Annotated in this window: 17 protein-coding genes; 11 read left to right on the top strand and 6 right to left on the bottom strand. The window is 61.9% G+C overall.

Annotation, left to right across the window (positions count from 1 at the left end; all coding sequences use genetic code 11):
* The first annotated feature begins 124 nt into the window (after positions 1-124).
* The 4 genes from folE (at position 125) to METAC_RS25585 (ending at position 2,994) form a co-directional block, all read left to right on the top strand.
* Positions 125-763: a GTP cyclohydrolase I FolE gene (gene folE / locus METAC_RS0101865; RefSeq protein WP_026605730.1), complete on the top strand. Its 639-nt coding sequence runs from the start codon at positions 125-127 to the stop codon at positions 761-763.
* Between the two features lie 194 nt (positions 764-957).
* The gene (gene hisI, locus METAC_RS0101860; protein WP_026605729.1) at positions 958-1,359 is read left to right on the top strand and encodes a phosphoribosyl-AMP cyclohydrolase; all 402 of its coding nucleotides are present in this window, start codon (positions 958-960) and stop codon (positions 1,357-1,359) included.
* 349 nt (positions 1,360-1,708) lie between these two features.
* Positions 1,709-2,545 carry a lytic murein transglycosylase gene (locus tag METAC_RS0101850; protein WP_245257401.1) on the top strand — a complete coding sequence of 279 codons (837 nt, stop codon included), beginning with the start codon at positions 1,709-1,711 and terminating at the stop codon, positions 2,543-2,545.
* Between the two features lie 134 nt (positions 2,546-2,679).
* A complete protein-coding gene (locus METAC_RS25585; RefSeq protein ID WP_245257400.1) occupies positions 2,680-2,994 on the top strand; it encodes an MliC family protein in 315 nt (104 codons plus the stop codon).
* A gap of 493 nt (positions 2,995-3,487) precedes the next feature.
* Here METAC_RS25585 and METAC_RS21890 read toward each other — a convergent pair whose 3' ends face one another.
* From METAC_RS21890 to METAC_RS21885, 4 genes are all read right to left on the bottom strand, one after another.
* A complete protein-coding gene (locus tag METAC_RS21890) occupies positions 3,488-4,987 on the bottom strand; it encodes a S10 family peptidase (RefSeq protein ID WP_051335304.1) in 1,500 nt (499 codons plus the stop codon).
* A gap of 62 nt (positions 4,988-5,049) precedes the next feature.
* The gene (gene uvrB, locus METAC_RS0101830) at positions 5,050-7,692 is read right to left on the bottom strand and encodes an excinuclease ABC subunit UvrB (RefSeq protein ID WP_026605726.1); all 2,643 of its coding nucleotides are present in this window, start codon (positions 7,690-7,692) and stop codon (positions 5,050-5,052) included.
* A 72-nt stretch (positions 7,693-7,764) separates the two neighbouring features.
* The gene (locus METAC_RS0101825; RefSeq protein ID WP_026605725.1) at positions 7,765-8,271 is read right to left on the bottom strand and encodes a DUF1269 domain-containing protein; all 507 of its coding nucleotides are present in this window, start codon (positions 8,269-8,271) and stop codon (positions 7,765-7,767) included.
* A 177-nt stretch (positions 8,272-8,448) separates the two neighbouring features.
* The gene (locus tag METAC_RS21885) at positions 8,449-9,777 is read right to left on the bottom strand and encodes a dicarboxylate/amino acid:cation symporter (RefSeq protein ID WP_051335303.1); all 1,329 of its coding nucleotides are present in this window, start codon (positions 9,775-9,777) and stop codon (positions 8,449-8,451) included.
* Positions 9,778-10,000: 223 nt separating this feature from the next.
* Between METAC_RS21885 and METAC_RS0101815 the strand changes: the two genes are divergently transcribed.
* The gene (locus METAC_RS0101815) at positions 10,001-10,867 is read left to right on the top strand and encodes a dienelactone hydrolase family protein (protein WP_245257541.1); all 867 of its coding nucleotides are present in this window, start codon (positions 10,001-10,003) and stop codon (positions 10,865-10,867) included.
* Here the strand turns inward: METAC_RS0101815 and METAC_RS21880 are convergent.
* Positions 10,849-12,579: an urease accessory protein UreH domain-containing protein gene (locus tag METAC_RS21880; protein WP_051335758.1), complete on the bottom strand. Its 1,731-nt coding sequence runs from the start codon at positions 12,577-12,579 to the stop codon at positions 10,849-10,851. The genes METAC_RS0101815 and METAC_RS21880 overlap by 19 nt on opposite strands.
* A gap of 788 nt (positions 12,580-13,367) precedes the next feature.
* Between METAC_RS21880 and METAC_RS0101805 the strand changes: the two genes are divergently transcribed.
* Positions 13,368-14,537, top strand: coding sequence for an efflux RND transporter periplasmic adaptor subunit (locus METAC_RS0101805; protein WP_026605723.1), 1,170 nt, complete (start codon positions 13,368-13,370; stop codon positions 14,535-14,537).
* 3 nt (positions 14,538-14,540) lie between these two features.
* On the top strand, positions 14,541-17,663 hold the full coding sequence (locus tag METAC_RS0101800; RefSeq protein WP_026605722.1) for an efflux RND transporter permease subunit: 3,123 nt from the start codon (positions 14,541-14,543) through the stop codon (positions 17,661-17,663).
* A 12-nt stretch (positions 17,664-17,675) separates the two neighbouring features.
* Here the strand turns inward: METAC_RS0101800 and METAC_RS0101795 are convergent, their stop codons facing one another.
* Positions 17,676-18,293, bottom strand: coding sequence for a helix-turn-helix domain-containing protein (locus tag METAC_RS0101795; protein ID WP_026605721.1), 618 nt, complete (start codon positions 18,291-18,293; stop codon positions 17,676-17,678).
* A gap of 463 nt (positions 18,294-18,756) precedes the next feature.
* Between METAC_RS0101795 and METAC_RS0101785 the strand changes: the two genes are divergently transcribed.
* The 4 genes from METAC_RS0101785 to METAC_RS21870 all read left to right on the top strand — a co-directional run bounded on the left by METAC_RS0101785 (position 18,757) and on the right by METAC_RS21870 (position 22,726).
* Positions 18,757-19,578, top strand: a complete 822-nt coding sequence (locus tag METAC_RS0101785; protein ID WP_026605720.1) for a UDP-2,3-diacylglucosamine diphosphatase — start codon at positions 18,757-18,759, stop codon at positions 19,576-19,578.
* Positions 19,578-20,621, top strand: coding sequence for a glycosyltransferase family 4 protein (locus tag METAC_RS0101780; protein ID WP_026605719.1), 1,044 nt, complete (start codon positions 19,578-19,580; stop codon positions 20,619-20,621). Before METAC_RS0101785 ends, METAC_RS0101780 begins: the two co-directional genes overlap by 1 nt.
* A 576-nt stretch (positions 20,622-21,197) precedes the next feature.
* On the top strand, positions 21,198-21,470 hold the full coding sequence (locus tag METAC_RS21875; protein WP_026605718.1) for a hypothetical protein: 273 nt from the start codon (positions 21,198-21,200) through the stop codon (positions 21,468-21,470).
* Positions 21,471-21,625: 155 nt separating this feature from the next.
* The gene (locus tag METAC_RS21870; RefSeq protein WP_084143878.1) at positions 21,626-22,726 is read left to right on the top strand and encodes a S1C family serine protease; all 1,101 of its coding nucleotides are present in this window, start codon (positions 21,626-21,628) and stop codon (positions 22,724-22,726) included.
* The last annotated feature ends 152 nt before the right edge of the window (positions 22,727-22,878 follow it).

Below are 22,878 nucleotides of genomic sequence, written 5' to 3'. Positions count from 1 at the left end.
GGCGGATTGGCGAACGAGATTTGGAATGTTTCCAGCCGATCCTATCCGGACAACCGTCCGTCCGGGGCTCCCACAAGAGGGAAAATGGCCAGGGACGCTCATTCAAACACATCGGAGGCGCCACATGGATGACGTGGTTAAGTCCTTGCTCGAACGTCCTCAGGCCCCAATCGACGCCGCGCCCGCGGGGCGCCCCACTCGCGAGGAGGCCGAAGCGGCGGTCCGCGTGCTCTTGCGCTGGACCGGCGACGATCCGGCGCGCGAGGGGCTGATCGATACGCCGAAGCGCGTGGTCAAGGCGTTCGAGGAGTTTTTCTCCGGCTATGGGGAAGACGCGACCGAGGTGCTCTCGCGCGTGTTCGAGGAAGTCCATGGCTATGACGACATCGTGCTCGTGCGCGACATTCCTTTTTCGTCGCATTGCGAACATCACATGGTGCCCTTTTTCGGCAATGCGCATATCGCCTATTACCCATCCGAGGAGGGCGTCGTCGGATTGTCGAAGCTCGCGCGGCTGGTCGACGTCTTCGCCAAGCGCCTGCAGACCCAGGAGGCCTTGACGGCCCAGATCGTCGGCGCGATCGACCAGCATTTGCGGCCGCGCGGCTGCGCCGTCATGATCGAGGCGGAGCATATGTGCATGTCGATGCGCGGCGTGCGCAAGCATGGGGCTGAGACGATCACCACCCAGTTCACAGGCGTGTTTCGCGATGATCCCGCCGAACAGGTGCGGTTTCTCACGCTTTTGCGCAACGGCAAATAGCGCCGGACTCGAGGCCTCCTTCTCGATTTGGCTGCAACGTCATGGACGAAGGCGGTTCGCCGCCCTCGTCCGGCCTGCCGATCGCGATGTTTTCGGAAACATCCAAAAATACGCGAAACGGATCGCGTTCGAACACGCGCTTTTCCGCGAGAAGCCGGATTCCCCTTTTTCGTACCACCGAGGCTCGATTTCTCATGAATCCCAGCGCGGCGCAGGGCGCGAAACATGAGCTCGAGGAAGGGAGCGCCTTCACCCCCCGCTTTGACGCCGACGGGCTGATCGTCTGCGTCGCAAGAGCCGCCAGCGACGGCGAGATTCTCATGCTCGCCTATATGAATGCCGAAGCCCTGCGGCTGACGATCGAGACCGGCGTCGCGCATTATTGGTCGCGTTCGCGCCAGCAGCTCTGGCGCAAGGGAGACACCTCCGGTCAGGCGCAGCGCGTCATCGAGATCAGGACCGATTGCGACCAGGACGCCATCCTGCTCACGGTCGAGCCAGGCGGCGACGGCGGGGCCTGCCATACGGGCCGCAGATCCTGCTTCTATCGCAAGATCGCGCTCGACGGCGGAGCTCCGAAGCTCATCCACGAATAGGCGGGATGCTGGCGAAAAAGCTCCGATCGACCAACCATCGACATCTCGGGCGGGAGCGCCCATCTTGATGGAGAACCGGAGTTTCTCCGGTCCCCTTACGGAGGAGGCGTCGTTGAAAAAGGTCTATCTCGCCTATGCGCTCCTGGTCGTCATCGTCGTGATGTTGCTGATCGCCGAACTCATGCCGAGCGGCGCCGCGCATTACTGATCGAGACGGCCGCTCCGATCCCATGGCGGAGCCCTGCCGACAGGACGTATGATTTTCCTCCGGACCGCTTGCGAAAGCTTGCTGCGCCGCGCCTAATCGGCGAGGAAAAACATATTGTTTGGCATTTCGGCGGGGTTTCTGATGCGATCCGAATTCTTCACGCGATTCATGCGGCGCGTCTCGTTTCCGATGCTTTGCGGTCTGGCTCTCGGACTGACGTCATTTTCGCCGCTTCGCGCCGCGACCTGTCGCGATCCCGTGGGCTTCGACGCCTTCCTCACAAGCATGAAAAGGGAGGCGGCCGCGCAAGGAATCTCTCCGGCGGCCATCAGCGCGCTCGACGGCGTCGCCTATGATCCCTCGATCATCAAGAGGGATCACGGCCAGCATGTCTTTCATCAGAGCTTCGAGCAATTCTCCGGCCGCATGGTCAATTCATACCGGCTGCATAAGGGCGCAAGCCTCATCAAGAAATATGCGGCGACCTTCGACCGGATCGAGCAGACCTATGGCGTCCCCGCGCCGATCATCGTCGCGCTTTGGGGGCTCGAGACCGATTTCGGCGCGGTGAATGGCGATACGCCCACCCTCCCCGCGCTGGCGACGCTCGCCTATGATTGCCGGCGCACGGAGAGATTCCAGGCCGAGCTTCTCGACGCGCTACGCTTGATCCAGCGCGGCGATTTGACGCCGGGCCAGATGCGCGGGGCCTGGGCGGGCGAGCTCGGCCAGACCCAGTTCATGCCTTCGTCCTATCTCAAATATGCGGTGGATTTCGGCGGCGGACGCGATCTCATCCATAATGTCCCCGACGTGCTCGCCTCCACCGCCAATTATCTCAAAGGCTATGGCTGGCAGCGCGGCGCGGGTTGGAATCCGGGCGAGCCCAATTTCGCCGTCATCAAGGAATGGAACAAGGCCGACGTCTACGCCCGCACCATCGCCTATTACGCCTCGCGGCTCGCCGGCGACCAATAGGGTGCGCGGCGGCGTTCTGCTGCGCTTGAAGATGTCATCAATGGGGCGTAGCCGAAAGACGCTAATGCCCGTAGCAGCGCCAAATTTTGGCCGGCCCGACGCGAATATGAACGACAAGCTGGGGATCAAACACCGTGGCGTCACTCTCGAATTGGACAAAGCTTGCTGCGGCAATCGTATTTGGAGCGACCGCCGGCGCGGCTTGCGCCACTGAAGCGCAATATGATTGCAGCGGCGGCGCCGAGCTGACCGCGCAATTCTCTGCCCCAGGCGCGCCGGACGGTCACGTCGTTTTGACCTTCAGCGGATCGAGCCGCTCGCTTACTCTCCCGCAGGTCCTATCGGCGGATGGCGGCCGCTACGCCGACGGCGGAACCGAATTCTGGATCAAGGGCAAGAGCGCGACGCTGACCCGCGGCGGCAAAAGCGAAACCTGCGTCACAAAATGACGTCGAGCCCGATGCTTTACCGCCATTGATGATATTGCCGCCAATAGGGCGTCCGCAGAAGATGCTGATGCCTATGGCGGTGCGAGGGCGTCGGATTGCCGAGCGCATCGGGGCCGAGGCTTTGCGGAACACCGGATCGGGAATCAAATGCTGATGCCGATGCCGATGCGCCCGCGGCGCTCCCCCGCCGATCTGCGCATTGGGGCCGAGAACCTCGGGATAAGGCGTCGGAACGAGCTGCTGGGCGGCCTGAACAGGCACGATGCCGAGCAGGCCGATGAGCACAAACACATATTGCAATAGATTGAGTTTTGCGCGCATCGCCCAGTTTCAGAAGAGCCACCATCCATTCGCGTCTGCACGAAAACCTTAGAGAATATCTTTAGTTGCATCCATGATCATAAAGATGATCGCGCGCTTCGGCTTGATCTCCGCCGGTTTACGCGTCCGACGACGAGTCGGGCTGCTTGGGGAATAGTTGGGCTAAAGGCTCTCACCCGTAAAAACTCCGCGCCCAATCGCGGAAGGCGCGGCGGGATTCGTCCCATGTGTAGAACATGTGGCCGCCGCCGAAATGGCGAATGAACAGCTTCGCGCGCTGCTCCGGCAAGAGCTTCATCTGCTCGACCAGCCGCTCCGACGAAAAATAGGGCGTCACCATGTCGTAATAGCCATGGACGATCAGCACTTTCATGTTCGGATTCATGCTCATCGCGAAGCGCAGATCGTCCGTCGCACCGGCTGGCCCTTCGAGCGCGTGTCTTTGCTCGTCGCGCTTCCAGGCCCGGTTCACGGCGAGGTTCAAAAGCTCGTAGCGGCGCTCCGACTCCACGCCGATCTCGGCGCGCAGCAGATGATTGACGCCGCTCGCGAAGATGCGATCGATGCCGGCGAAGGTCGGGTCCGGGCCTTCGTGATTTTCGCGATCCGGGAACGGATCGACGCCGGTGATCGTGGCGTCATAGACCCCGAGGATTTTCCGCTCGGATCGCAAAAGCTCGCGGGCGAAGCGCCAGAACGGCACGCGGCCATGGGCGAGCCGCACCAGGTCGTCGGGCAGGCCCAGGAAATCGGCGGCGCGTGAAAAAACTCGGCGCTGCTCCTCGGGATCATGCGCCGTGCCGACCAGAAAGGAATGGGCGAGCTCGCGGGTTGCAAAAGACTCGATCGCGGGCCGCTGCGCCTCGATCGGCGCGCCTTTTTCAAAGACTCGTGAGCGGCCATGAAAGGCTGCGGCCAGAGCCATGGTGCAGAAGGCGTCCATGGACCGCAGCACGTCGTAATCGTTTTCGTTGAGCAGCGACCATTCGAGCGCGGGCGATATGGCGATGGCGGTCGAAAGGCCGACGCCATGGGTTTCCTGCAGCCGCCGCGCGAGCTTGGCGGTGCGAAACCCGCCATAGCTCTCGCCGATGATCGCGACCGGAACGTCCCAAAGCTTATATTTCGACAAGAACCGCTCGATGAATTCGGCGAGCGATTCGAGATCGCGGTTCAGCGCGAAGAATTCCTTTTCCTCGACAGTCTTGGCCGGATCGGGCTTGTCCTTTTCGTCCGGCTTTTTCTCGGGCTCGACGATCCGGCTGAAGCCGGTTCCGACGGGATCAACGAAAATGAGATCGGTGAAGCCGATCCAGCTCTCGGGGTTGTTGACCATCTGGATCGGCGGCGGCTCGAGATTCCCGTCCGGCTTGAACAACACGCGCCGCGGGCCGAGCCCGCCGATATGCAGATAGGCGGAGGAGGCGCCCGGCCCGCCGTTGAAGACGAAGCTGATCGGCCTCTTTTTCTCGGTCTCGGCAAGCCGATAATAGGTGTAGAAAATTTCGGCTGCGGGGTTTTCCTTCTTGCGAAGGACAATCCAATCCGAAATCACCTCAATATCGGCAGTCTCGCCGCGATCATTCGTCCAGGCGGTTTTGCCTGCGGCGCCCTTGGGCGCTTGATGCTCTTTCTTTTCGGGCGCGGGTTGAGGCGGTGTTTCGGAGGTCATGTGAGGCTCTGACGTGAGGATCGAGCAAAGCTTCTACCATGGCGAAGCTTGCGCATCACCTCTCACCGCTTCTTCCCTTTCCAAGCCCGCGTCCCGCCCTTGCCGGCTGAACTGCGCGCCGACGCGCGCGGCTTGGCCTCGCCTCCCCCAAAATTATGCGGCCCCATTTCGGCGTCGGTCGGCTTGTGCGGCCGGCTGGCCGGAAGATTGGCCGCGCTGCCATATTTGCGCGCGCCCTTATAGGCGCCGGCCTCTGCCTCGACCTCGCCCTGGCTCGCCAGCGGATCGTCGGCGATGGCGAGCTCGACCGCCTGCAGCCGCTTCAATTCGTCGCGATAGCGCGCGGCCGTCTCGAATTCGAGATTGGCTGCGGCCTCGCGCATGCGCTTCTCGAGATCGGCGACGGTCGCCTTGAAATTATGGCCCGCGAGCATTTCCGGCGCGGCGAGGCCGGCATCAACGGTCACATGATCCTGCTCATAGACCGAGCCGAGAATATCCTGGATGCCGCGCTTGATCGTCGCCGGCGTGATGCCGTGCTGCTCGTTATAGGCGGATTGCTTCTCCCGCCTGCGGTTGGTCTCCGCCATGGCGCGCTGCATCGAGCCGGTCTCGTGGTCGGCGTAGAGGATGACCTTGCCCTCGACGTTTCGCGCCGCGCGTCCGATCGTCTGCACCAGCGAGGTCTCGCCGCGCAGGAATCCCTCCTTGTCGGCGTCGAGAATGGCGACGAAGGCGCATTCGGGAATGTCGAGCCCCTCGCGCAAGAGATTGATGCCGACCAGCACGTCGAAGGCGCCGAGCCTCAGGTCGCGGATGATCTCGATGCGCTCGATCGTGTCTATGTCGGAGTGCATGTAGCGCACGCGGACGCCATGCTCGTGGAGATATTCGGTCAGGTCCTCGGCCATGCGCTTGGTGAGCACGGTGACGAGGCTGCGGTAGCCGCGCGCCGAAACCTCGCGCAGCTCGCCGAGCACGTCGTCCACCTGGGCGCGGGCGGGACGCACCTCGACCGGCGGATCGATGAGCCCGGTCGGGCGGATGACCTGCTCGACGAAGATTCCGCCGGTCCGCTCCATCTCCCAATGGCCGGGCGTGGCGGAGACATGGATTGTCTGCGGCCGCATCGCCTCCCATTCCTCGAAGCGCAAGGGCCTGTTGTCGAGGCAGGACGGCAGGCGGAAGCCATATTCGGCGAGCGTCGCCTTTCGCCGGAAGTCGCCGCGATACATGCCGCCGATCTGCGGCACGGTCTGATGCGATTCGTCGGTGAAGACGAGGGCGTTGTCGGGCAGATATTCGAACAGGGTCGGCGGCGGCTCGCCCGGCCGACGGCCGGTCAGATAGCGCGAATAATTCTCGATGCCCGCGCAAGAACCCGTCGCCTCCAGCATTTCGAGATCGAACAGGCTGCGCTGCTCGAGCCTTTGCGCCTCAAGCAGGCGGCCGGCGGCGTTGAGCTCGTCGAGGCGCTGGCGCAGCTCCGCCTTGATGCCCTTGATCGATTGCAGCAAGGTCGGGCGCGGCGTGACGTAATGGGAGTTGGCGTAGACCTTCACGAATTCGAGGTCCTGCGTCTTTTTGCCGGTCAGCGGATCGAATTCGGCGATGGTCTCGATTGAATCGCCGAAGAAGCCGATGCGCCAGGCCCGGTCCTCGTAGTGGGCCGGGAAAAGCTCGATCGTGTCGCCGCGGACGCGGAACACGCCGCGCGAGAAATCGCCCGCCGAGCGCTTATATTGCAAGGCCACGAGATCGCTGACGAGTTGGCGCTGATCGATCCGCTCGCCCTGCTTCACGGTGAAGGTCATGGCCGTATAGGTCTCGACCGAGCCTATGCCGTAAATGCAGGAGACCGAGGCGACGATGATGACGTCATCGCGCTCGAGCAAGGCGCGGGTGGCGGCGTGGCGCATCCGGTCGATCTGCTCGTTGATCGAGCTTTCCTTCTCGATATAGGTGTCGGAGCGCGGCACATAGGCTTCCGGCTGATAGTAATCATAGTAGGAGACGAAATATTCGACGGCATTGTCGGGGAAGAAGCTCTTGAACTCGCCATAGAGCTGCGCCGCGAGCGTCTTGTTCGGCGCGAGGACCAGCGCCGGACGATTGGTCCGCGCGATCACTTGCGCCATCGTGAAGGTCTTGCCTGAGCCGGTGACCCCGAGAAGCACCTGGTCGCGCTCCCCTGCCTCCACGCCGGCGACGAGCTCCTCGATCGCATGGGGCTGGTCGCCCATGGGCTCATATTCCGAGACGAGCCTGAAGCGGAGGCCGCCTTCCGACTTATCGGGACGCGGCGGCCGATGCGGCGTCCAGGGCTTTTTCTCGCGGAGATTGGGATCGCCGCGCTCGAGCAGATCCTTGAGCGATTCGACCGTGGCGGCGACGCCGATCGCGTCTTTCGGCTGATGCAGCAGTGCCGAAGGCGCGTTCTTTGCGCGGGCCTCCGCGTCGTCGAGCGCGAGCGCCTTGGCGAGCTTGGCGTCGATGCGCGAAGCGGGGCCCGGCTCGTAGGCGCCGCCCGGCGCCTCGGAAAAGCCCTCGGCCTGCCGGCGCTGGTTCAGGGCGGGATTGAGCAGCGCGGCGAGATGCTCGTCGAGCGGCTGAACCTCGGGCTTCGAGGCCTTGGAGCGCGGCGCGCCGCGCCGCGCAGGAGGTTTCGAGGGCTTTTTCGCTGAGAAGCCAGGAGCTTTATCCATTCGGCCAATATGGGCCGAATCGGGCGCGGATCAAAGGGCCGCGCCCGCGCTCTATCGAGGCGCCGCGCCCGCTCAGGCCGCCGGCTGGGCCGGAGTCACGCCGGCGAGCGCGTCGCGCAGAGCCTGCTCCTTGGTGTGGTCGAAGGAGGTGCGCAGCACCGTGCCGCCGACGCCGGTCAGATCCGCGAGCACCTTGTCGGCGGTGAGCTTGCGAATCAGCAAGAAAAGCGCGGCGTTGCCAGAATCCAACGTCTCGGCGACTTCCTTGATGAATTTGTCGTCGATGCCGACATCGGCGAGCGCGCCGCCGACCGCCCCGGAGGCTGCGCCGATCGCAGCGCCGAGCAAGGGCTGCAGGAATATCAGGCCGATCAACGTACCCCACAAAGTGCCGGAAACGGCGCCGACCGCAGTCGTGTTCACGAGCTGGTTGAGCTTGATATGGCCGTTCGGCTGCTTGACCGCGATCACGGCGTCGCCGAGCTCGATGAGATAGTCTTTTTGCAGCTCCAAAACCTTCTGCCGAACCTCTTCCGCCTTTTCTTCCGATGGAAACGCGATGACGACGAGATCGCTCATGCTGAGGCCCTTTCCGACTAAAATTGACAATGAACGATGACTATCATTTCACCAGCACGCGGTCCATGTACGCCAGATGACAGCGCCTTCTTTTGTTGCGCTCAAGATGAAAAAATATGCGCGAAATTAGGCGGCGCTGGAGACGAAATTTTGCGCGCAGGAACGAGGCCCCCCGCATCAGCGGGTAGCTGCGCCCGCATCGAGATCGGGCTTTTTCGCGCCCCCGCCGAGCGTCGCAGCGAGGCGATCGCGATCGAGCTCATTCTCCCACCAGGCCACGACGACGGTCGCCACGCCATTGCCGATGATATTGGTCAGGGCGCGGCACTCGCTCATGAACTTATCGATGCCGAGAACGATGGCCATGCCGGGAACGAGCGCCGGGCTCACGGAGCCCAATGTCGCCGCCAGGGTGACGAAACCCGCTCCGGTGACGCCGCTCGCTCCTTTGGAGGTCAGCATCGCGACGATGAGAATGGTGAATTGCTGCTCCAGCGTCAGATCGACGCCCAAGGCCTGGGCGATGAATAGGGTCGCCAGGGTCATATAAATATTGGTGCCGTCGAGATTGAAGGAATAGCCTGTCGGCACCACGAGTCCGACGACCGGCTTCGAGCAGCCGAGCCGCTCGAGCTTTTCCATCAGCGCGGGCAAGGCGCTCTCCGACGAGCTCGTGCCGAGGACGATGAGAAGCTCGGCCTTGATGTAATTCAGGAACCGGAAAATGCTGAAGCCGGCGATTCGGGCGATCACGCCAAGAACGACGACGACGAACAGCGCGGCGCTCAAATAGAAGCTGCCGATGAGGCTGAGGAGATTGCCAAGCGCCGCCGGACCATATTTGCCGACCGTGAAGGCCATTGCGCCGAAAGCCCCGAATGGCGCGGCGCGCATGACCAGATTGATGACGCCGAAGACGCCATGAGTCAGATCGTCGACCAGGGCGACGAGGCTCCTGCCACGCTCGCCGAGCGCCATCAGGGCGAAGCCGAACAGGATTGAGAACAGCAGGACCTGGAGCACGTCGCCCCTGGCGAAAGCGCCGACGACGCTGTCAGGAATAATGTCGAGAACGAAATCGACCGCGTGCTTGGCGCTGGCCTGCTTGGCGAATTCAGCGGTCGCGGCGGCGTCGACCTTGCCGGAGAAACCGGCGCCGGGACGCAAGACATTCCCGACGACGAGCCCGATCGCCAAGGCGAAGGTCGAGACAATCTCGAAATAGACGAGGGCCTTGACCGCGACGCGGCCGACCTTCCGCGCATCTGAAATATGGGCGATGCCCGAGACCACGGTGCAAAAAATGACCGGCGCGATCACCATCTTGATCAGCTTGACGAATCCGTCGCCGAGCGCCTTCACCCATTCGTTCGTCGCCCATTGCGGCGCGAGCCAGCCGAGCAAGGCTCCGAGAACGATCGCCGCGAGCACTTGAACATAGAGGATCTTGTGAAGAGGCGTGGCTCGTCGCGCGCCGACTGACGCGTCGGAGGCGAGTGCGACCATGGGCGATTTCCTCGGGCCTCGGCGCGTTTCTTCGGACGCGTCTTGCGTAATCAATCATCGCGCCCCTTGGCCGCGATTGGCAAGGCCCTTCGCGGTCGAAAGCTTAAGCCAGCGGCGGCGCCATTGGGTAATTGTAATTTTATCGATTTAATAGAGTATCGTCTTTCGACCCGCGGCGCGCCGCGAGGCCTCCAGGAGAACAGGCATGCAATCTGTGACGATGATGTCCGACATCATAGGCTTGAGCAAATTAGGCGGGCGCTTTTCGCGCCGGCGCTTCATGACGAGCAGCGCGGCCGCGGCTGCAGGCTATACGCTTGCCGCAGGTCCCGTTCGCGCCGACGTCGTCAAGACGGATGCGGACGGGCTGATCGCGGAAGACGCGAAGATCAAGGTTTCGGACGGCGAGCTGCCGGTCTATTTCGCCCGGCCTGCAAAGAGCGAGAAGCCGCCGATTATTCTCGTGGCCCAGGAGGTGTTCGGCCTCCACGAGCATATCAGGGACGTAACCCGGCGCCTCGCCAAGCTCGGCGCCTTCGCGGTCGCGCCGGATTATTATTTCCGCAAGGGGGATCTGACCAAGATCAGCGACATTCAACAACTCCTGCAGCTGGTGAACACCAAGTCGGACGCCGAGCTCTTCTCCGATCTCGACGCGACCGTCGCCTGGGCGGCGGCCCAAGGCGGCGACCCCGACCGGCTCGGGATCATCGGCTTTTGCCGCGGCGGACGCACGGTGTGGGTTTATGCGACGCATAATCCGAATCTGAAGGCGGGCGTCGCTTTTTATGGAAGCTTGAAGGATCCGCCGCGCGACGGCGCGCCGAAAAACGCGATCGACCTCGCCGGAGAGGTGAAAGCCCCTGTTCTTGGCCTTTATGGCGGCGAGGACGCTGGAATTCCGGTCGAACAGGTCGAGGAAATCAAGGAAAAGCTCCGCGCCGCCGGAAAGCGGGCCGAATTCAAAATCTATCCGAATGCGCCGCACGGCTTTTTCGCCGATTACCGGCCGAGCTATCGCAAGGACGCGGCCGACGACGCCTGGAAAGAGTTGCAGGCTTGGTTCAAAGCCTATGGCGTCTTGTCCTGACCAACGGCTCTCGCGACTGGACGCGGCAAATTTATGATTTGGCCGGGACGCAATCGGCGGGGGTTTAATCCTGGATTGGCGCGCGTAATGTCGCGCCAAGCCTTCCGATCGCGATAGAGCCCGACGGCGATCCCGACGAGGGAGTCGCCGGGCTGGATCTTATAGGTCTCTACAAGCGCTGACTGCCCATCCGCAGCGACGGGCGCCGCCGCGGGTTCCTCCGCAGGTCGTGGGGGCGTTTCGGCTGGCCCGTTGGCGGGCAGGCCGGCGACGACCGCTGACGCAGATACGGGTCCATCAGCAGGTTTTGACGGCGTTGTGACCGGAGTGGTCGCGGACTTGCCGGCGACGGCTGGCGGCGGTCGCGCGTCCGGCGCGCCGACGACGAGAAACTCGCCGTGCAACATGCCCATCCAGCAACTCCACGAGATGAGTCCTTCGTCCCGCGGCGTGAATTCGATCGTCTGCCGGCCCGACGCGACATCGAATTCCAAACCGAGCTTCGGAACGAGAATTCGGTGGTTGCAGGACGTGACCTCCTTGCCGTCGATGACCCATTTGACCGGTCGGTCTTTTCGCAGAATAAAGTAATTTGGCGAGTAGCCCGAGGCGCTCACGTCCATGTAAATCGTTTGGGCCTCGCCCTGCGCGACTGTCGGAGGCGCGGGCAAAGCCTTCTCCGATAGAGCGGAGAGCATCGAGGCGAGATCATGGCCCGCGCCGGTCAAGATCAATCCGCGATTGATCATCACCGCGCCAAGAATAATGATGATCACGCCGGACGCGCGCAGCAGTCGATGGGTGAGCGAAGCCGAAATTAGCGTCGTGAGAACGCCGAAACTCAGCAAGACCGGGAGCGTTCCCACGCCGAAGGAGAAGAGCATCTTGGCGCCTTCGACCGCACTGCCGGTTCCGGCCGCCATGACATACATGGCTTGCAAGGGACCGCACGCGAGCATGAAGCCGTTGAGTAGACCAATCACAAATGGACGGCGGCTGGTCGGTGTCTTCTTTTGGAGAAAGCGCTCCAGAGCTTCCGGCGTCTTCAGCCGAATTCTACGCAAGGGCTGGAACAGATTCAGCATGTTCAAGCCGAAGATGATCAGGAAGGCGCCCGCGGCGACGCCAGCGATTCCACGCAGGAGCGGCGTGAAGGCGATAATCGCGCCGACGAGGCCGAACGTCGCCCCGATCAACGTGTAGGACAGAGTCTTGCCGGCCCCGTAGAGCAGATGCGAGATGTAGGAAGGTCGCCCGACGCGCGCGTCATCGGCCGCATAACTCAAGACGAATCCGCCGCACATCCCGATGCAATGAAAACCGGTGAGAAGGCCAAGCGACAGGATCAGGCCGAAGCTCATATGCTGGCTGATGTCGGGCGCGCCGCTTTGGCTTATCCAGCGCGTGTCGAGGAGGATGATAAGGGCGATTCCGAGGATGCCGGCGACGAGGCCGAGGGCCTGCGCCCATCGACGCGGCCGGGGCGGCGCTTCCTCCAGCGGGGCGCAGCGGTACCCCTTGCGCGCGATGACGGCGCAAATCTCCTGGACGGTGGTCGAGGAGGGATCGAACGAAACCGAGACCGTTTCCGTCGGATAGTCGGCCTTGATCTTCCGCACGCCGGCGAGCTCGCGCGCCGCCTCTTCGATTATATGTTCGCATCCGGAGCAATGCATGCCGCGCGCGCGCAGACTGACGCCATGCGCATTCATTCCGAAAGGATCCTTATCTCGAGCCGCCGACGCGTGACTTATTCCCGTAGCGTCTATAACGGCCGCCTTGCGCCAGATGCGCCACATTTTTACTGCGGCAAAATCGACGCGTCGCAACGGCCCGTGAAGCAACTTGACGACTGTTCAGCGCAACGAGGGCGTGGTAATTAAAACTATTCATTGCGCAGGGCGCGCTATGGCTTGGCTGCGGCGACAAGTGTATTAAAGAGCTGCGGCGCGTCTGCGCCCATTTTTTTGCCCATCTAACTATTGGATCCTATGTCTATCGGGATCTAGCTGAGTTCCAATCCAAAATCGGGATGATTTCGAGCGCCCCGTTTGATCAGAGACGTTCGAGCCGAAAGAAATCGCCCAAAGCTGCAAAGGGCGACGACCTTAAAAAGGGCTGTGACTTTGGTCGCGACCTGGTTGGCGGAGCGATCGGGTTCCGGGCGCGCTTGCGGCGGCTCAAACGGTCGAGTTGAGACTGACGGTCCTGATTTGTTCACATTCTGTTGAACGCCAGAGAAAGAAACTTCACGCGGCTTCTCTTGGCGAACGTCCCCGTCGTCACAATTTCGCCTTCGATGGAGGCATAATCGTACCGATGGTTTCGGTTAGGCATTTTCGCGTTTAAATCTAAAGTCGGCGCGCGCCTGGGCCCAAGCGAAATCACAGGCATTCCTTTGTGCCGGGCGTCGGGCGGCAGACTTGGCGGGCCGGATCATGGAGCCTGTGATCGAAATGCGGAACATGAATTTTCAAACGAAAGCGGCTCGGCGGATTCCATGAAGCGCATCATCATTTTCGTGCTGGCGCTGATCTTTTTCATCGGCCTCGGCGGCGGCCTCGGATATTTTCAATTCGTGATCAAGCCGCAAATGATCAAATCGATCATTTCTCAAGCGGCGCCACCGCCGCCCGCGGTTGCGGTGGAAGCCGCCAAGACGGAGGTCTGGACCCCGCGGCTTCCGGCGATCGGCACCTTCCACGCCTTCCAGGGAATCGACATCTCGCCGCAAGTCGGCGGCGCCATCGTCGCGGTTCGCGTCGAATCGGGGCAAGACGTCGAGAAGGGCGCGCATCTGTTCGACATCGACAATTCCGTCGAGCAAGCCGACCTCAAGAGCAATCTCGCGACCCTGAAGAACGCCGATTTCGCCTTGGATCGGCAGCGCCAGCTTTCAATCAGCGGCAACACGGCGAAGGCGAATTTCGACGCCGCCGAGGCCACGCGAGACACCGCCGCAGCAGCGGTCGAACGGGTTCGCGCGACCATCGCCCAAAAAACCTTGGTGGCGCCTTTCGCCGGCCGGCTCGGCATCCGCAAGATCGACCTCGGCCAATATGTGTCTCCCGGCTCGAGCCTCATCACCTTGCAGCAGCTCGACCCCATTTACGTCGATTTTCCCGTGCCAGAAAAATCGCTCGATCTCTTGAAGCCGGGCGAAACCCTGGAAGTCGGCGTCGACGCTTATCCGGGCGAAATATTTCGCGGCACCGTCAAGACCATCGACGCGCGCGTCGCCCAGGAGAGCCGCAATGTTTTGGTGCGCGGCGAGCTCGAGAACAAGAAGCGGCGCCTGCTTCCCGGCATGTTCGCCAACGTGAACATCGTCGCAGGCGCGCCGGCGCAGGTTGTCGCCCTTCCGCGCACCGCGATCACTTATTCGCTCTACGGCGACAGCGTCTTCGTGGTGATCCCGGCCGCGCCGGAGACCGGCGCGGCGCAGGCCGCGTCGGTCCAGGCGAGCCCGGCCAATGACGCCCCGGTCAAAGTGGAGCGCCGCTTCGTGCGCCTCGGCGAGAGCCGCGAGGATCGAGTCGCCGTGCTCGAAGGCGTGCGGCCTGGCGAACTCGTGGTGATCGAAGGCCAGTTGAAGCTGCAGCCCAATCAACGCGTGCGCGTCGATCCCAACGCCCATCTCGAACCGCCGGCGAAACGGCCGAAAGAATAGAAAATGTCATTCACCGATATTTTCATCCGCCGGCCGGTTCTCGCCACGGTCGTCAGCCTCTTGATCCTGCTCGTCGGGCTGCAGAGCGCTGCGAAGCTTCAGGTTCGCCAGTATCCGGAATTGTCGTCGACGACGATCACGGTCACGACGACTTATCCCGGCGCCAACGCCGACGTGATCAAAGGCTTCATCACGACGCCCATCGCCCAAGCGGTGGCGAGCGCGGAAGGCATTGACACGCTGGTGTCGAACTCGCAGCAGAACGTCTCGACGGTCACGCTGAACCTTCTGCTCAACGCCAATCCCGACCGGGCCGTCGCGGACGTCCTCTCAAAGGTCAACCAGGTCAAATATCTCTTGCCGCGCGAGGCGCTCGACCCGGTCGTCGTGAAGCAAACCGGCGATTCGACCGCGCTTCTTTACATGTCCTTCAATTCGGAGGTCCTCAACGCCTCGCAGATCACCGACTATCTGACCCGCGTCGTCCAGCCGAAGCTGCAAACCATTGACGGCGTCGCCAATGCGCAAATCCTCGGCGGCCAGACCTTCGCGATGCGGGTCTGGCTCAATCCCAATCGCATGGCGGCGCGGGGCGTCACCCCGAACGACGTCAAGATCGCTCTGGCGGCCAATAATTTCACCGCGGCAGCGGGCCAGATCAAAGGCGATTACGTCCAGACCAGCATCAATGCGCAAACCTCCCTCGACTCGGCCCGCGCCTTCGGCCAGCTCGTCGTGATGGCGCGCGGCGACGCCCTGACCCGGCTCGGCGATATTTCGGAAATCGAGCTCGGTCCGGAGTCGGTTGATTCCTCCTCTGGTTTCGACGGGCTCAAGGCCGTGTTCGTCGGCATTTATTCGACGCCGACAGCCAATCCGCTCGACGTGATCAATGCGGTCCGCGCGGCCTTTCCCGAAGTCCAGGCGCAACTTCCCGTCGGCATCGACGCCGCCATCGCCTATGACGCGACCAATTTCATTCGCGCTTCGATCCGCGAGGTCGAGAAGACGCTCGGCGAGGCCGCGCTCATCGTGGTCGTCGTCATCTTCCTCTTTCTCGGCAATTTGCGCTCGACGCTCGTTCCGATTGTGACCATTCCGCTCTCCCTCATCGGGGTGATGGTGGTCTTGCTCGCACTCGGCTATTCTCTGAACCTTCTGACGCTGCTCGCGCTCGTCCTCGCGATCGGCCTCGTCGTGGATGACGCGATCGTCGTCGTCGAGAATATTTATCGGCATATCGAAGAGGGGATGACGCCGGTCGACGCCTCCCTTCAAGGCGCGCGGGAGATCACCGGACCGGTCATTTCGATGACGATCACCCTCGCCGCGGTCTATGCGCCGATCGGCTTCGTGACCGGGCTCACTGGGGCCTTGTTTCGCGAATTCGCGTTCACCCTCGCCGGCGCCGTCATCGTTTCGGGCGTCATCGCCCTCACCCTGTCGCCCATGATGTGCTCGCTTCTCCTAAAGCCCCCGACGGGCGAGGCGCGCGGCTTCGTCGGCTTTCTCGACCGCATGTTCGACGCGCTGCGCCGGCGCTATCAGCGCCTGCTCGATAGGAGCCTCAATTTTCGCGCGTTGACCGTCCTGGTTCTCCTCGGGGTTCTAGCGTTGACCGCGATCATGTTCATGTCGACGCCGAAGGAGCTCGCGCCCGAAGAGGATCAAGGCACAATCTTCGCCCTGATCAAGACGCCGCAATACGCCAACCTCGACTATATGGAAAAGGCGACGGCCGAGGTCCAGGCGGCGGCCGAAGGCATCCCGGAAAAAGATCACGTCTTTATGATCAACGGGTCCAGCGGCGTCCACCAAGGTTTCGGAGGCCTGATCCTGAAGCCATGGGACGAGCGCAAGCGCAATCAGAAAGAGATCATGCAGGCCTTGCAGCCGAAGCTCTCCAATGTCGCGGGCGCTCAGATCATCGCCTTCTCGCCGCCGGCGCTGCCTGGATCGACAGGCGGACCGCCGCTCCAATTCGTTATCCGCAGCATCGGCGACTATCGCCAGATCGCCGACGTCATGGCCAAGATCGAAACCGCAGCGCGCGAGAGCGGCCTGTTCATATTCACCGACAGCGACCTCAAGTTCGACCTGCCGCAAATCGAGCTCAAGATCGACGCCGACAAGGCGAATAGGATCGGCCTCAACATGCAGGAGATCGGCGGCTCGCTCGCTACCCTGCTCGGGGCCAATTACGTCAACCGTTTCAGCCTCAGCGGCCGCAGCTATGAAGTGATCGCTCAGGCACCGCGGGAGTTCCGACTGACGCCGGAATGGTTGACCCGATACCAGCTGCGCACGGCCTCGGGCGACCTCGTGTCCCTGGCGACCGTCGCCGACGTCTCGACCAGCGTGCAACCGAACGGGCTGCCGACCTTCCAGCAATTGAATTCAGCGACCCTCCAGGGCGTCCCATTTCCAGGCCACACGCTCGGTGAGACGATCGCCTTCCTGCAAAAAACGGCGGCCGAGCTTTTGCCCGAGGGCTTCTCGGTCGATTATCAGGGCGAGAGCCGGCAATATGTCCAGGAGGGCAACACACTTCTCGCGACATTCGTCTTCGCGCTGATCGTCATTTTTCTCGTGCTGGCGGCGCAATTCGAGAGCTTTCGCGATCCCTTTATCATTCTCATCGCTTTGCCGACCTCGATGTTCGGCGCGCTCTTACCCCTGAACCTGCTCGGCGTCGTCGGCGCGGCGAGCATGAACATCTATTCGCAGATCGGGCTCGTCACCCTCATCGGCCTCATTTCCAAACACGGGATCTTGATGGTGGAGTTCGCCAACAAGCTGCAGGAGGAAGAGGGCATGAACCGGCGCGCGGCCATCGAGCACGCCGCCGCGGTTCGGCTGCGGCCGATCCTCATGACGACGGCGGCCATGGTCGTCGGCATGATCCCTCTGATCATCGCCGACGGCGCCGGGGCGCGCAGCCGTTTCGCCATTGGCGTCGTCATCGCGTCGGGCATGAGCATCGGCACGATGTTCACGCTTTTCGTGACGCCCGCCATGTACACGCTGATCGCGCGGGACCGCAATAAAGGCAAAGGCCGAGCGAGCCTCCGCGATCCCTTATTCGCCCCGGCGAGCGCCGTTTCTGAACGACCTGCGGCGGAGTGAACGCCCCGCGACCTATTCCATCGCCGCGGCCTTCAGAATGCAGACCATCATGGCCGAGGCCGGGGCCTGCGAGACATTGCGGATGATATGCGGCCGGTCGCAGCGATAACGTAAGGTCTCGCCGGCCTTGGCCCGCTCGATCGCGCCCGCGACCTCGACCTCGAGTTCGCCCTCGCTGATTGACAGGCTTTCGACCGAGCCGCGCTGATGCGCCTCGGACTCGAGCACGCCGCCGGGATCAGCGGAAAAATCATACCATTGCAGCCATTCGACCGTCTTGATCCAACCGATGATCGCGAGACGGCACTTGCCGTCGTCGGACACCAGAAGCGGGGTGTCGCCGCGCGACGATTTCTCAAGGAAGGGCTCGTCGTCCGCGGCCTGCAACACCCGCTCGATCGAGACGTCGAGGGCCTGCGCAAGCCGCCAAATCGTGGCGAGGGTCGGATTGGTCTCGTTGCGCTCGATCTGGCTTATGATCGATTTGGCGACGCCCGATTGCTCGGACAGTTCGGACAGAGAGAGATTATAGGCCTTGCGCAGCCGCTGCACGGTCTTGCCGAGTTGGCCCGACAAAGCGAGCGCGCCAGCCTCCAGAACCTTGACCTTGTCACGCCCTTCGACGCCCATGCTCCAACTCATCGATTAAAAAACGACGCCGTTTGCGAAAATAGACGATTTTGTTTGAAATATCGAACGAATCTTCGGGGATATCTCGGCTCGCGCGCGGAGAATGCGAAAAAACGCCGGCCTCGGCTCTGGCCTGGCGACACAACCTTAAGATGTTTCTATGAAATGCTACTCGTTTAGTACGAAATTTTATGTGAGCCGTTCCGACCTAATCGTCCGCCTCCCGAGGCTCGCTGCGATTGACGGCTTATAAAATCGCTATGGGGGCGCAGCCTCTTTCATAATTTATATCGTCGTTCATGAAGCGCCACATTCTCGCGGCGTTCTATTCATGAATTTTATATGACGCACCTGTGTATGAGCTAGAAGAGACAGTATTATTGTCTTAGTTTGTCATCCAAAAGCCACGAGAATCTGATTTTGATAAATACGTAATATTTTCGAAAACAAACTAGGTCACGCCGTGAAGCACGAAACCGAGCCTAAGCGCTATCGCACCATTTTTCTTTCAGACATCCATCTGGGAACTCGTGGCTGCCAGGCCGAGCTTCTGCTCGATTTTCTCAAGCACAATGAAGCCGACACCATTTATCTGATCGGCGACATCATCGACGGCTGGCGACTTAAAAGCGGCTGGTATTGGCCTCAGGCGCATAATGACGTCGTGCAAAAGCTGCTGCGGCAAGTGCGCAAGGGCTCGCGCATGCTTTATGTGCCCGGCAACCACGACGAGTTCGCGCGCGATTTCGCCGGCACGGTGTTCGGCGGCGTCGAGGTCGTCAACCACGCCTATCACGTCACCGGCGACGGCAAGCGCCTGCTCGTCGTGCACGGCGATCAGTTCGACATGGTCGTGCAGCATGCCCGCTGGCTGGCGTGGCTTGGAGATTGGGCCTATAGTGTCGCTCTTTGGTCGAATATCTGGGTCAATCGGGCGCGGCACGCGATGGGATATCATTATTGGTCGCTCTCGGCCTGGGCCAAGCTCAAGGTCAAGAACGCGGTGAACTTCATTAGCGCCTATGAGACCACTTTAGCCGAAGCGGCGCGGCGCCAGCAGGCCGATGGCGTTGTCTGCGGCCATATTCATCACGCCGCGATCCGCGAGATGAACGGAATCCTCTATGTCAACACCGGCGATTTCGTCGAATCCTGCACCGCGATCGGCGAACATCCAGACGGCCGTCTCGAGATCATCCATTGGCAGCTGACAGCCGAGCAGCGCCGCCTGGCCGAGGCCGCAGCCGAGGAACGAGCTCAAGCGGTGACGAAGGCCGCTGCCTAATGCGAATTTTGATTGCTACGGACGCCTGGAAACCTCAAATCAATGGAGTCGTGCGCTCACTCGAATCCGTGGCGAATGCTTTGGCGGAATTCGGAGCGGAAATAGAATTCCTGACGCCGCAAGGCTTCGCCTCCGTGCCAATGCCGACCTATCGCGAGATCAGGCTGGCGTTAGCGAGCCCGAGAGGCGTCTCGAAACGGATCGAGGGTCCGACGCTGGACCATATCCATATCGCGACAGAGGGTCCGGTGGGACTGGCGACGCGGCAATATTGCTTGCGCTCGCAGCGCCCCTTCACGACGAGCTATCATACGCGGTTCCCCGAGTATATTTCCCAGCGGACGCATGTGCCCGAAACGCTGACTTACGCCTTGCTCAGGCGTTTTCATAACGCAGGCTCGGGCGTGATGGTCTCGACCGCCTCCATTGCGAACGACCTGCAGCGGCGCGGGTTTCAGCGCCTGATGCACTGGTCGCGCGGCGTGGACCATAATCAGTTCACGCCGGAAAAAGCGGTGGTCACGAACTTGCCCCGGCCAATCTTCCTCTATGCGGGTCGCCTCGCCCCGGAAAAGAACGTCGAATCCTTCCTCGCGCTGAACCTTCCCGGCAGCAAGGTCGTCGTCGGCGACGGCCCGTCACGAAAATCCCTGCAGTCGGCCTACCCCGAGGCCCATTTTCTCGGATCGCAAACGAGCGACGCTCTCGCCGTTCACTATGCTTCCGCGGATGTCTTTGTGTTCCCGAGCCGCACCGACACATTCGGAATGGTTTTGCTCGAGGCCCTCTCCTGCGGCCTTCCCGTCGCAGCCCTGCCCGTGCCCGGCCCCCTCGACGTCATCGGCGAGAGCGGCGCCGGAGTTCTCGACAATGATCTTCGCGCCGCCTGCCTTGCGGCCCTCGAAATCCCACGCGACAAGGCGCGCGAGCATGCGCTCACCTTCACCTGGGCGAATAGCGCGAAGCAATTCCTCGACAATATATTGCAGGCGAAATCCTCGGGCCCCGACTTCTACGCCGCAAGCCCCAGTTTTTCCGGCTGAGCCTAGACGACGAGATCGATTTGCTTTGGATGGCATCATCCAAAGCGTGAAAGGCGATCGCGCATCGAAGGCGAGAGCGGAATTTTCTACGAAAACCGGATTCCCTTTTTTGCCTCCCGCTCCATGACGGCGCGCGCTTGGGGGCTCATCGGATCAGTCCGCTGGAGCCCTCTTCGGTAGGCTGCCGGCGCCATTCCAGATGAATGTCTCTATTCTTCGCGCCTGATCTTTGCGCCTGACCGATAGTTTTCGAGCGGCCTTTTGTCGCTATCTTGATGACGTCGCTAAGCGATCCACGGCGCTATTTGATCGCTTCTTCTCCCCTGTTTCGAACATTCGGCGCATCTCAGAGGCGCCCTGCGGCGCATCTGTCGAAGGTTGACGTTCAGAACTATAATATCAATGCACTATCGTCATTTGTAATTTTATTCTACCCGAGGCTGGCGTCACAGGACCGACGACAGTCGCCTCGCAGCCCGAAGGGAGCCCCCCATCCTATGCGTAAATTCATCCTGATTTGCGCCGCGATAATATTCGGCGCGGCCTTCGCCTCGACAGGAGCCTTAGCTCGCGGCCATGGGCATCACGGCCATCACGGCCATCATCATCACCACCATCACCATCACCATCATCATGGGCATCATCACGGCCATGGACATCACGGCGGGTGGCATCATGGCGGATGGCACCATAGCGGGTGGCATCACGGCGGGTGGCATCACGGCGGGTGGGGTTATGGCCATCACGGATATGGATATGGTTGCGGCCGCAAATGGGTTTTGGGTCCGAATGGATGGCATTGGGCCCGGCGTTGCTTGTAAGGCGCGAGCGAACTTGGCCATTGGCTGAGGCGGATGTTCGGTCCGGCCGATCGGCGATGGTCGCGGACGCTGAAAACCCGTCCCCGCGCGCGACGCGCTTCAACCACAACCAGGCGCGAGCGTCCGTCTCCTCATTCCCTCGAGCCCCTTAAACATCAACCGACCCTGCTCCATATAGTCGGCATGACCTATGATCGTGATGCCCTGCCCGACGCTTGGCCCCGCTTCGCGCATGGCGGATTCGAGGCCGAGTTGGAACCATGGTCGAGACTTTCGCAGACGCTCGACGAAGACCGAAAAGACGGGTCGGGCCATCCGACCCGTCAAAATGCCGCGCAGCGCGAGGACGCCCTCGACGATGCGCTTCTTGACGCCTATTCGAGGCGGGTGACGAGCATTGTGGAGCGCGTCGCGCCGAGCGTGGTGCGCCTCGACATTCGTCGCGGCGACGGCCGCAAGGCCGGGTCCGGCTCGGGCGTCATCGTTTCTCCCGACGGACTCATCCTCACCAATAGCCATGTCGTGCAAGGGGCGCGACGCGTCGACGTGACGACTCTCGACGGCCGCAGCCTCTCCGCCCGCGTGCTCGGCGACGACCCGGATACGGATCTCGCCTTGGCGCGGGTCGACGAAGCCGTCACGCTTCCCGCCGCCCGGCTGGGCGATTCGAAAAAGCTCAAGCCGGGCGAAATCGCCATTGCGATCGGCAATCCCCTCGGCTTCGACACGACTGTGACCACGGGCGTCATTTCGGCGTTGGGACGCTCCTTGCGCTCCAAGGCCAACCGTCTCATCGAAGACGTTATCCAGACCGACGCCGCCCTCAATCCCGGAAACTCGGGCGGCCCGCTCGTTTCGACGAAAGGCGAGGTGATCGGAGTCAACACGGCGATCATCACCGGCGCCCAAGGCATTTGCTTCGCCGTCGCCGCCAATACGGCGAGCTTCGTCCTCGGCGAACTCATCGCGCATGGACGCGTCCGCCGGGCTTATCTCGGCGTCGGCGCCGGAACGATTCTCCTGCCGCGCCGGATCGCCTTGCGCCTCGGCCTCGTGCAGTCCACAGGCGCAGTCGTCAGCATGGTCGAGGCCGGGAGCCCGGCGGATCACGCCGGACTCTTGACGGGCGACATCGTGCTGGCCGTCGACAATATTCCTGTGACCGGCGCCGACGACCTCGTGCGCCTTCTCGACGCGGATCGGATCAATCGCGCGGTTGCTGTCGATATATTGCGACGCTCCGATCGCCGCCGCTTGTGGGTGGCCTTGCAAGAGCGAAAATAAGCGTTTGGGACGCCGCCTAAAAAAATCCGCGCCGCATTGAGGAATCCGCGCTTTGGCGCGCTTCCAATCTTTCCGCATTCAGCGCGAAGACCCGGAAGCGCTTTTTCGATCGAGCGCGCTCGGCGCTGCGACAAGGCCCAGTTGAACTGGGC

The organism is Methylocapsa acidiphila B2 (assembly GCF_000427445.1).
GTDB lineage: Bacteria > Pseudomonadota > Alphaproteobacteria > Rhizobiales > Beijerinckiaceae > Methylocapsa > Methylocapsa acidiphila.
The sequence above is the reverse complement of the archived record's forward strand: the minus strand, read 5'-3'. Positions and strand labels throughout refer to the sequence as shown.

Coding starts and splice junctions, on each gene's coding strand:
- folE (WP_026605730.1), top strand. CDS start 125: ATGGATGACGTGGTTAAGTCCTTGCTCGAACGTCCTCAGGCCCCAATC.
- METAC_RS21870 (WP_084143878.1), top strand. CDS start 21,626: ATGACCTATGATCGTGATGCCCTGCCCGACGCTTGGCCCCGCTTCGCG.
- uvrB (WP_026605726.1), bottom strand. CDS start 7,692: ATGGATAAAGCTCCTGGCTTCTCAGCGAAAAAGCCCTCGAAACCTCCT.
- METAC_RS0101795 (WP_026605721.1), bottom strand. CDS start 18,293: ATGGGCGTCGAAGGGCGTGACAAGGTCAAGGTTCTGGAGGCTGGCGCG.
- METAC_RS0101815 (WP_245257541.1), top strand. CDS start 10,001: ATGTCCGACATCATAGGCTTGAGCAAATTAGGCGGGCGCTTTTCGCGC.
- METAC_RS0101825 (WP_026605725.1), bottom strand. CDS start 8,271: ATGAGCGATCTCGTCGTCATCGCGTTTCCATCGGAAGAAAAGGCGGAA.
- METAC_RS21890 (WP_051335304.1), bottom strand. CDS start 4,987: ATGACCTCCGAAACACCGCCTCAACCCGCGCCCGAAAAGAAAGAGCAT.
- hisI (WP_026605729.1), top strand. CDS start 958: ATGAATCCCAGCGCGGCGCAGGGCGCGAAACATGAGCTCGAGGAAGGG.
- METAC_RS0101800 (WP_026605722.1), top strand. CDS start 14,541: ATGTCATTCACCGATATTTTCATCCGCCGGCCGGTTCTCGCCACGGTC.
- METAC_RS21885 (WP_051335303.1), bottom strand. CDS start 9,777: ATGGTCGCACTCGCCTCCGACGCGTCAGTCGGCGCGCGACGAGCCACG.
- METAC_RS0101805 (WP_026605723.1), top strand. CDS start 13,368: ATGAAGCGCATCATCATTTTCGTGCTGGCGCTGATCTTTTTCATCGGC.
- METAC_RS21880 (WP_051335758.1), bottom strand. CDS start 12,579: ATGAATGCGCATGGCGTCAGTCTGCGCGCGCGCGGCATGCATTGCTCC.
- METAC_RS0101850 (WP_245257401.1), top strand. CDS start 1,709: ATGCGATCCGAATTCTTCACGCGATTCATGCGGCGCGTCTCGTTTCCG.
- METAC_RS21875 (WP_026605718.1), top strand. CDS start 21,198: ATGGGCATCACGGCCATCACGGCCATCATCATCACCACCATCACCATC.
- METAC_RS0101780 (WP_026605719.1), top strand. CDS start 19,578: ATGCGAATTTTGATTGCTACGGACGCCTGGAAACCTCAAATCAATGGA.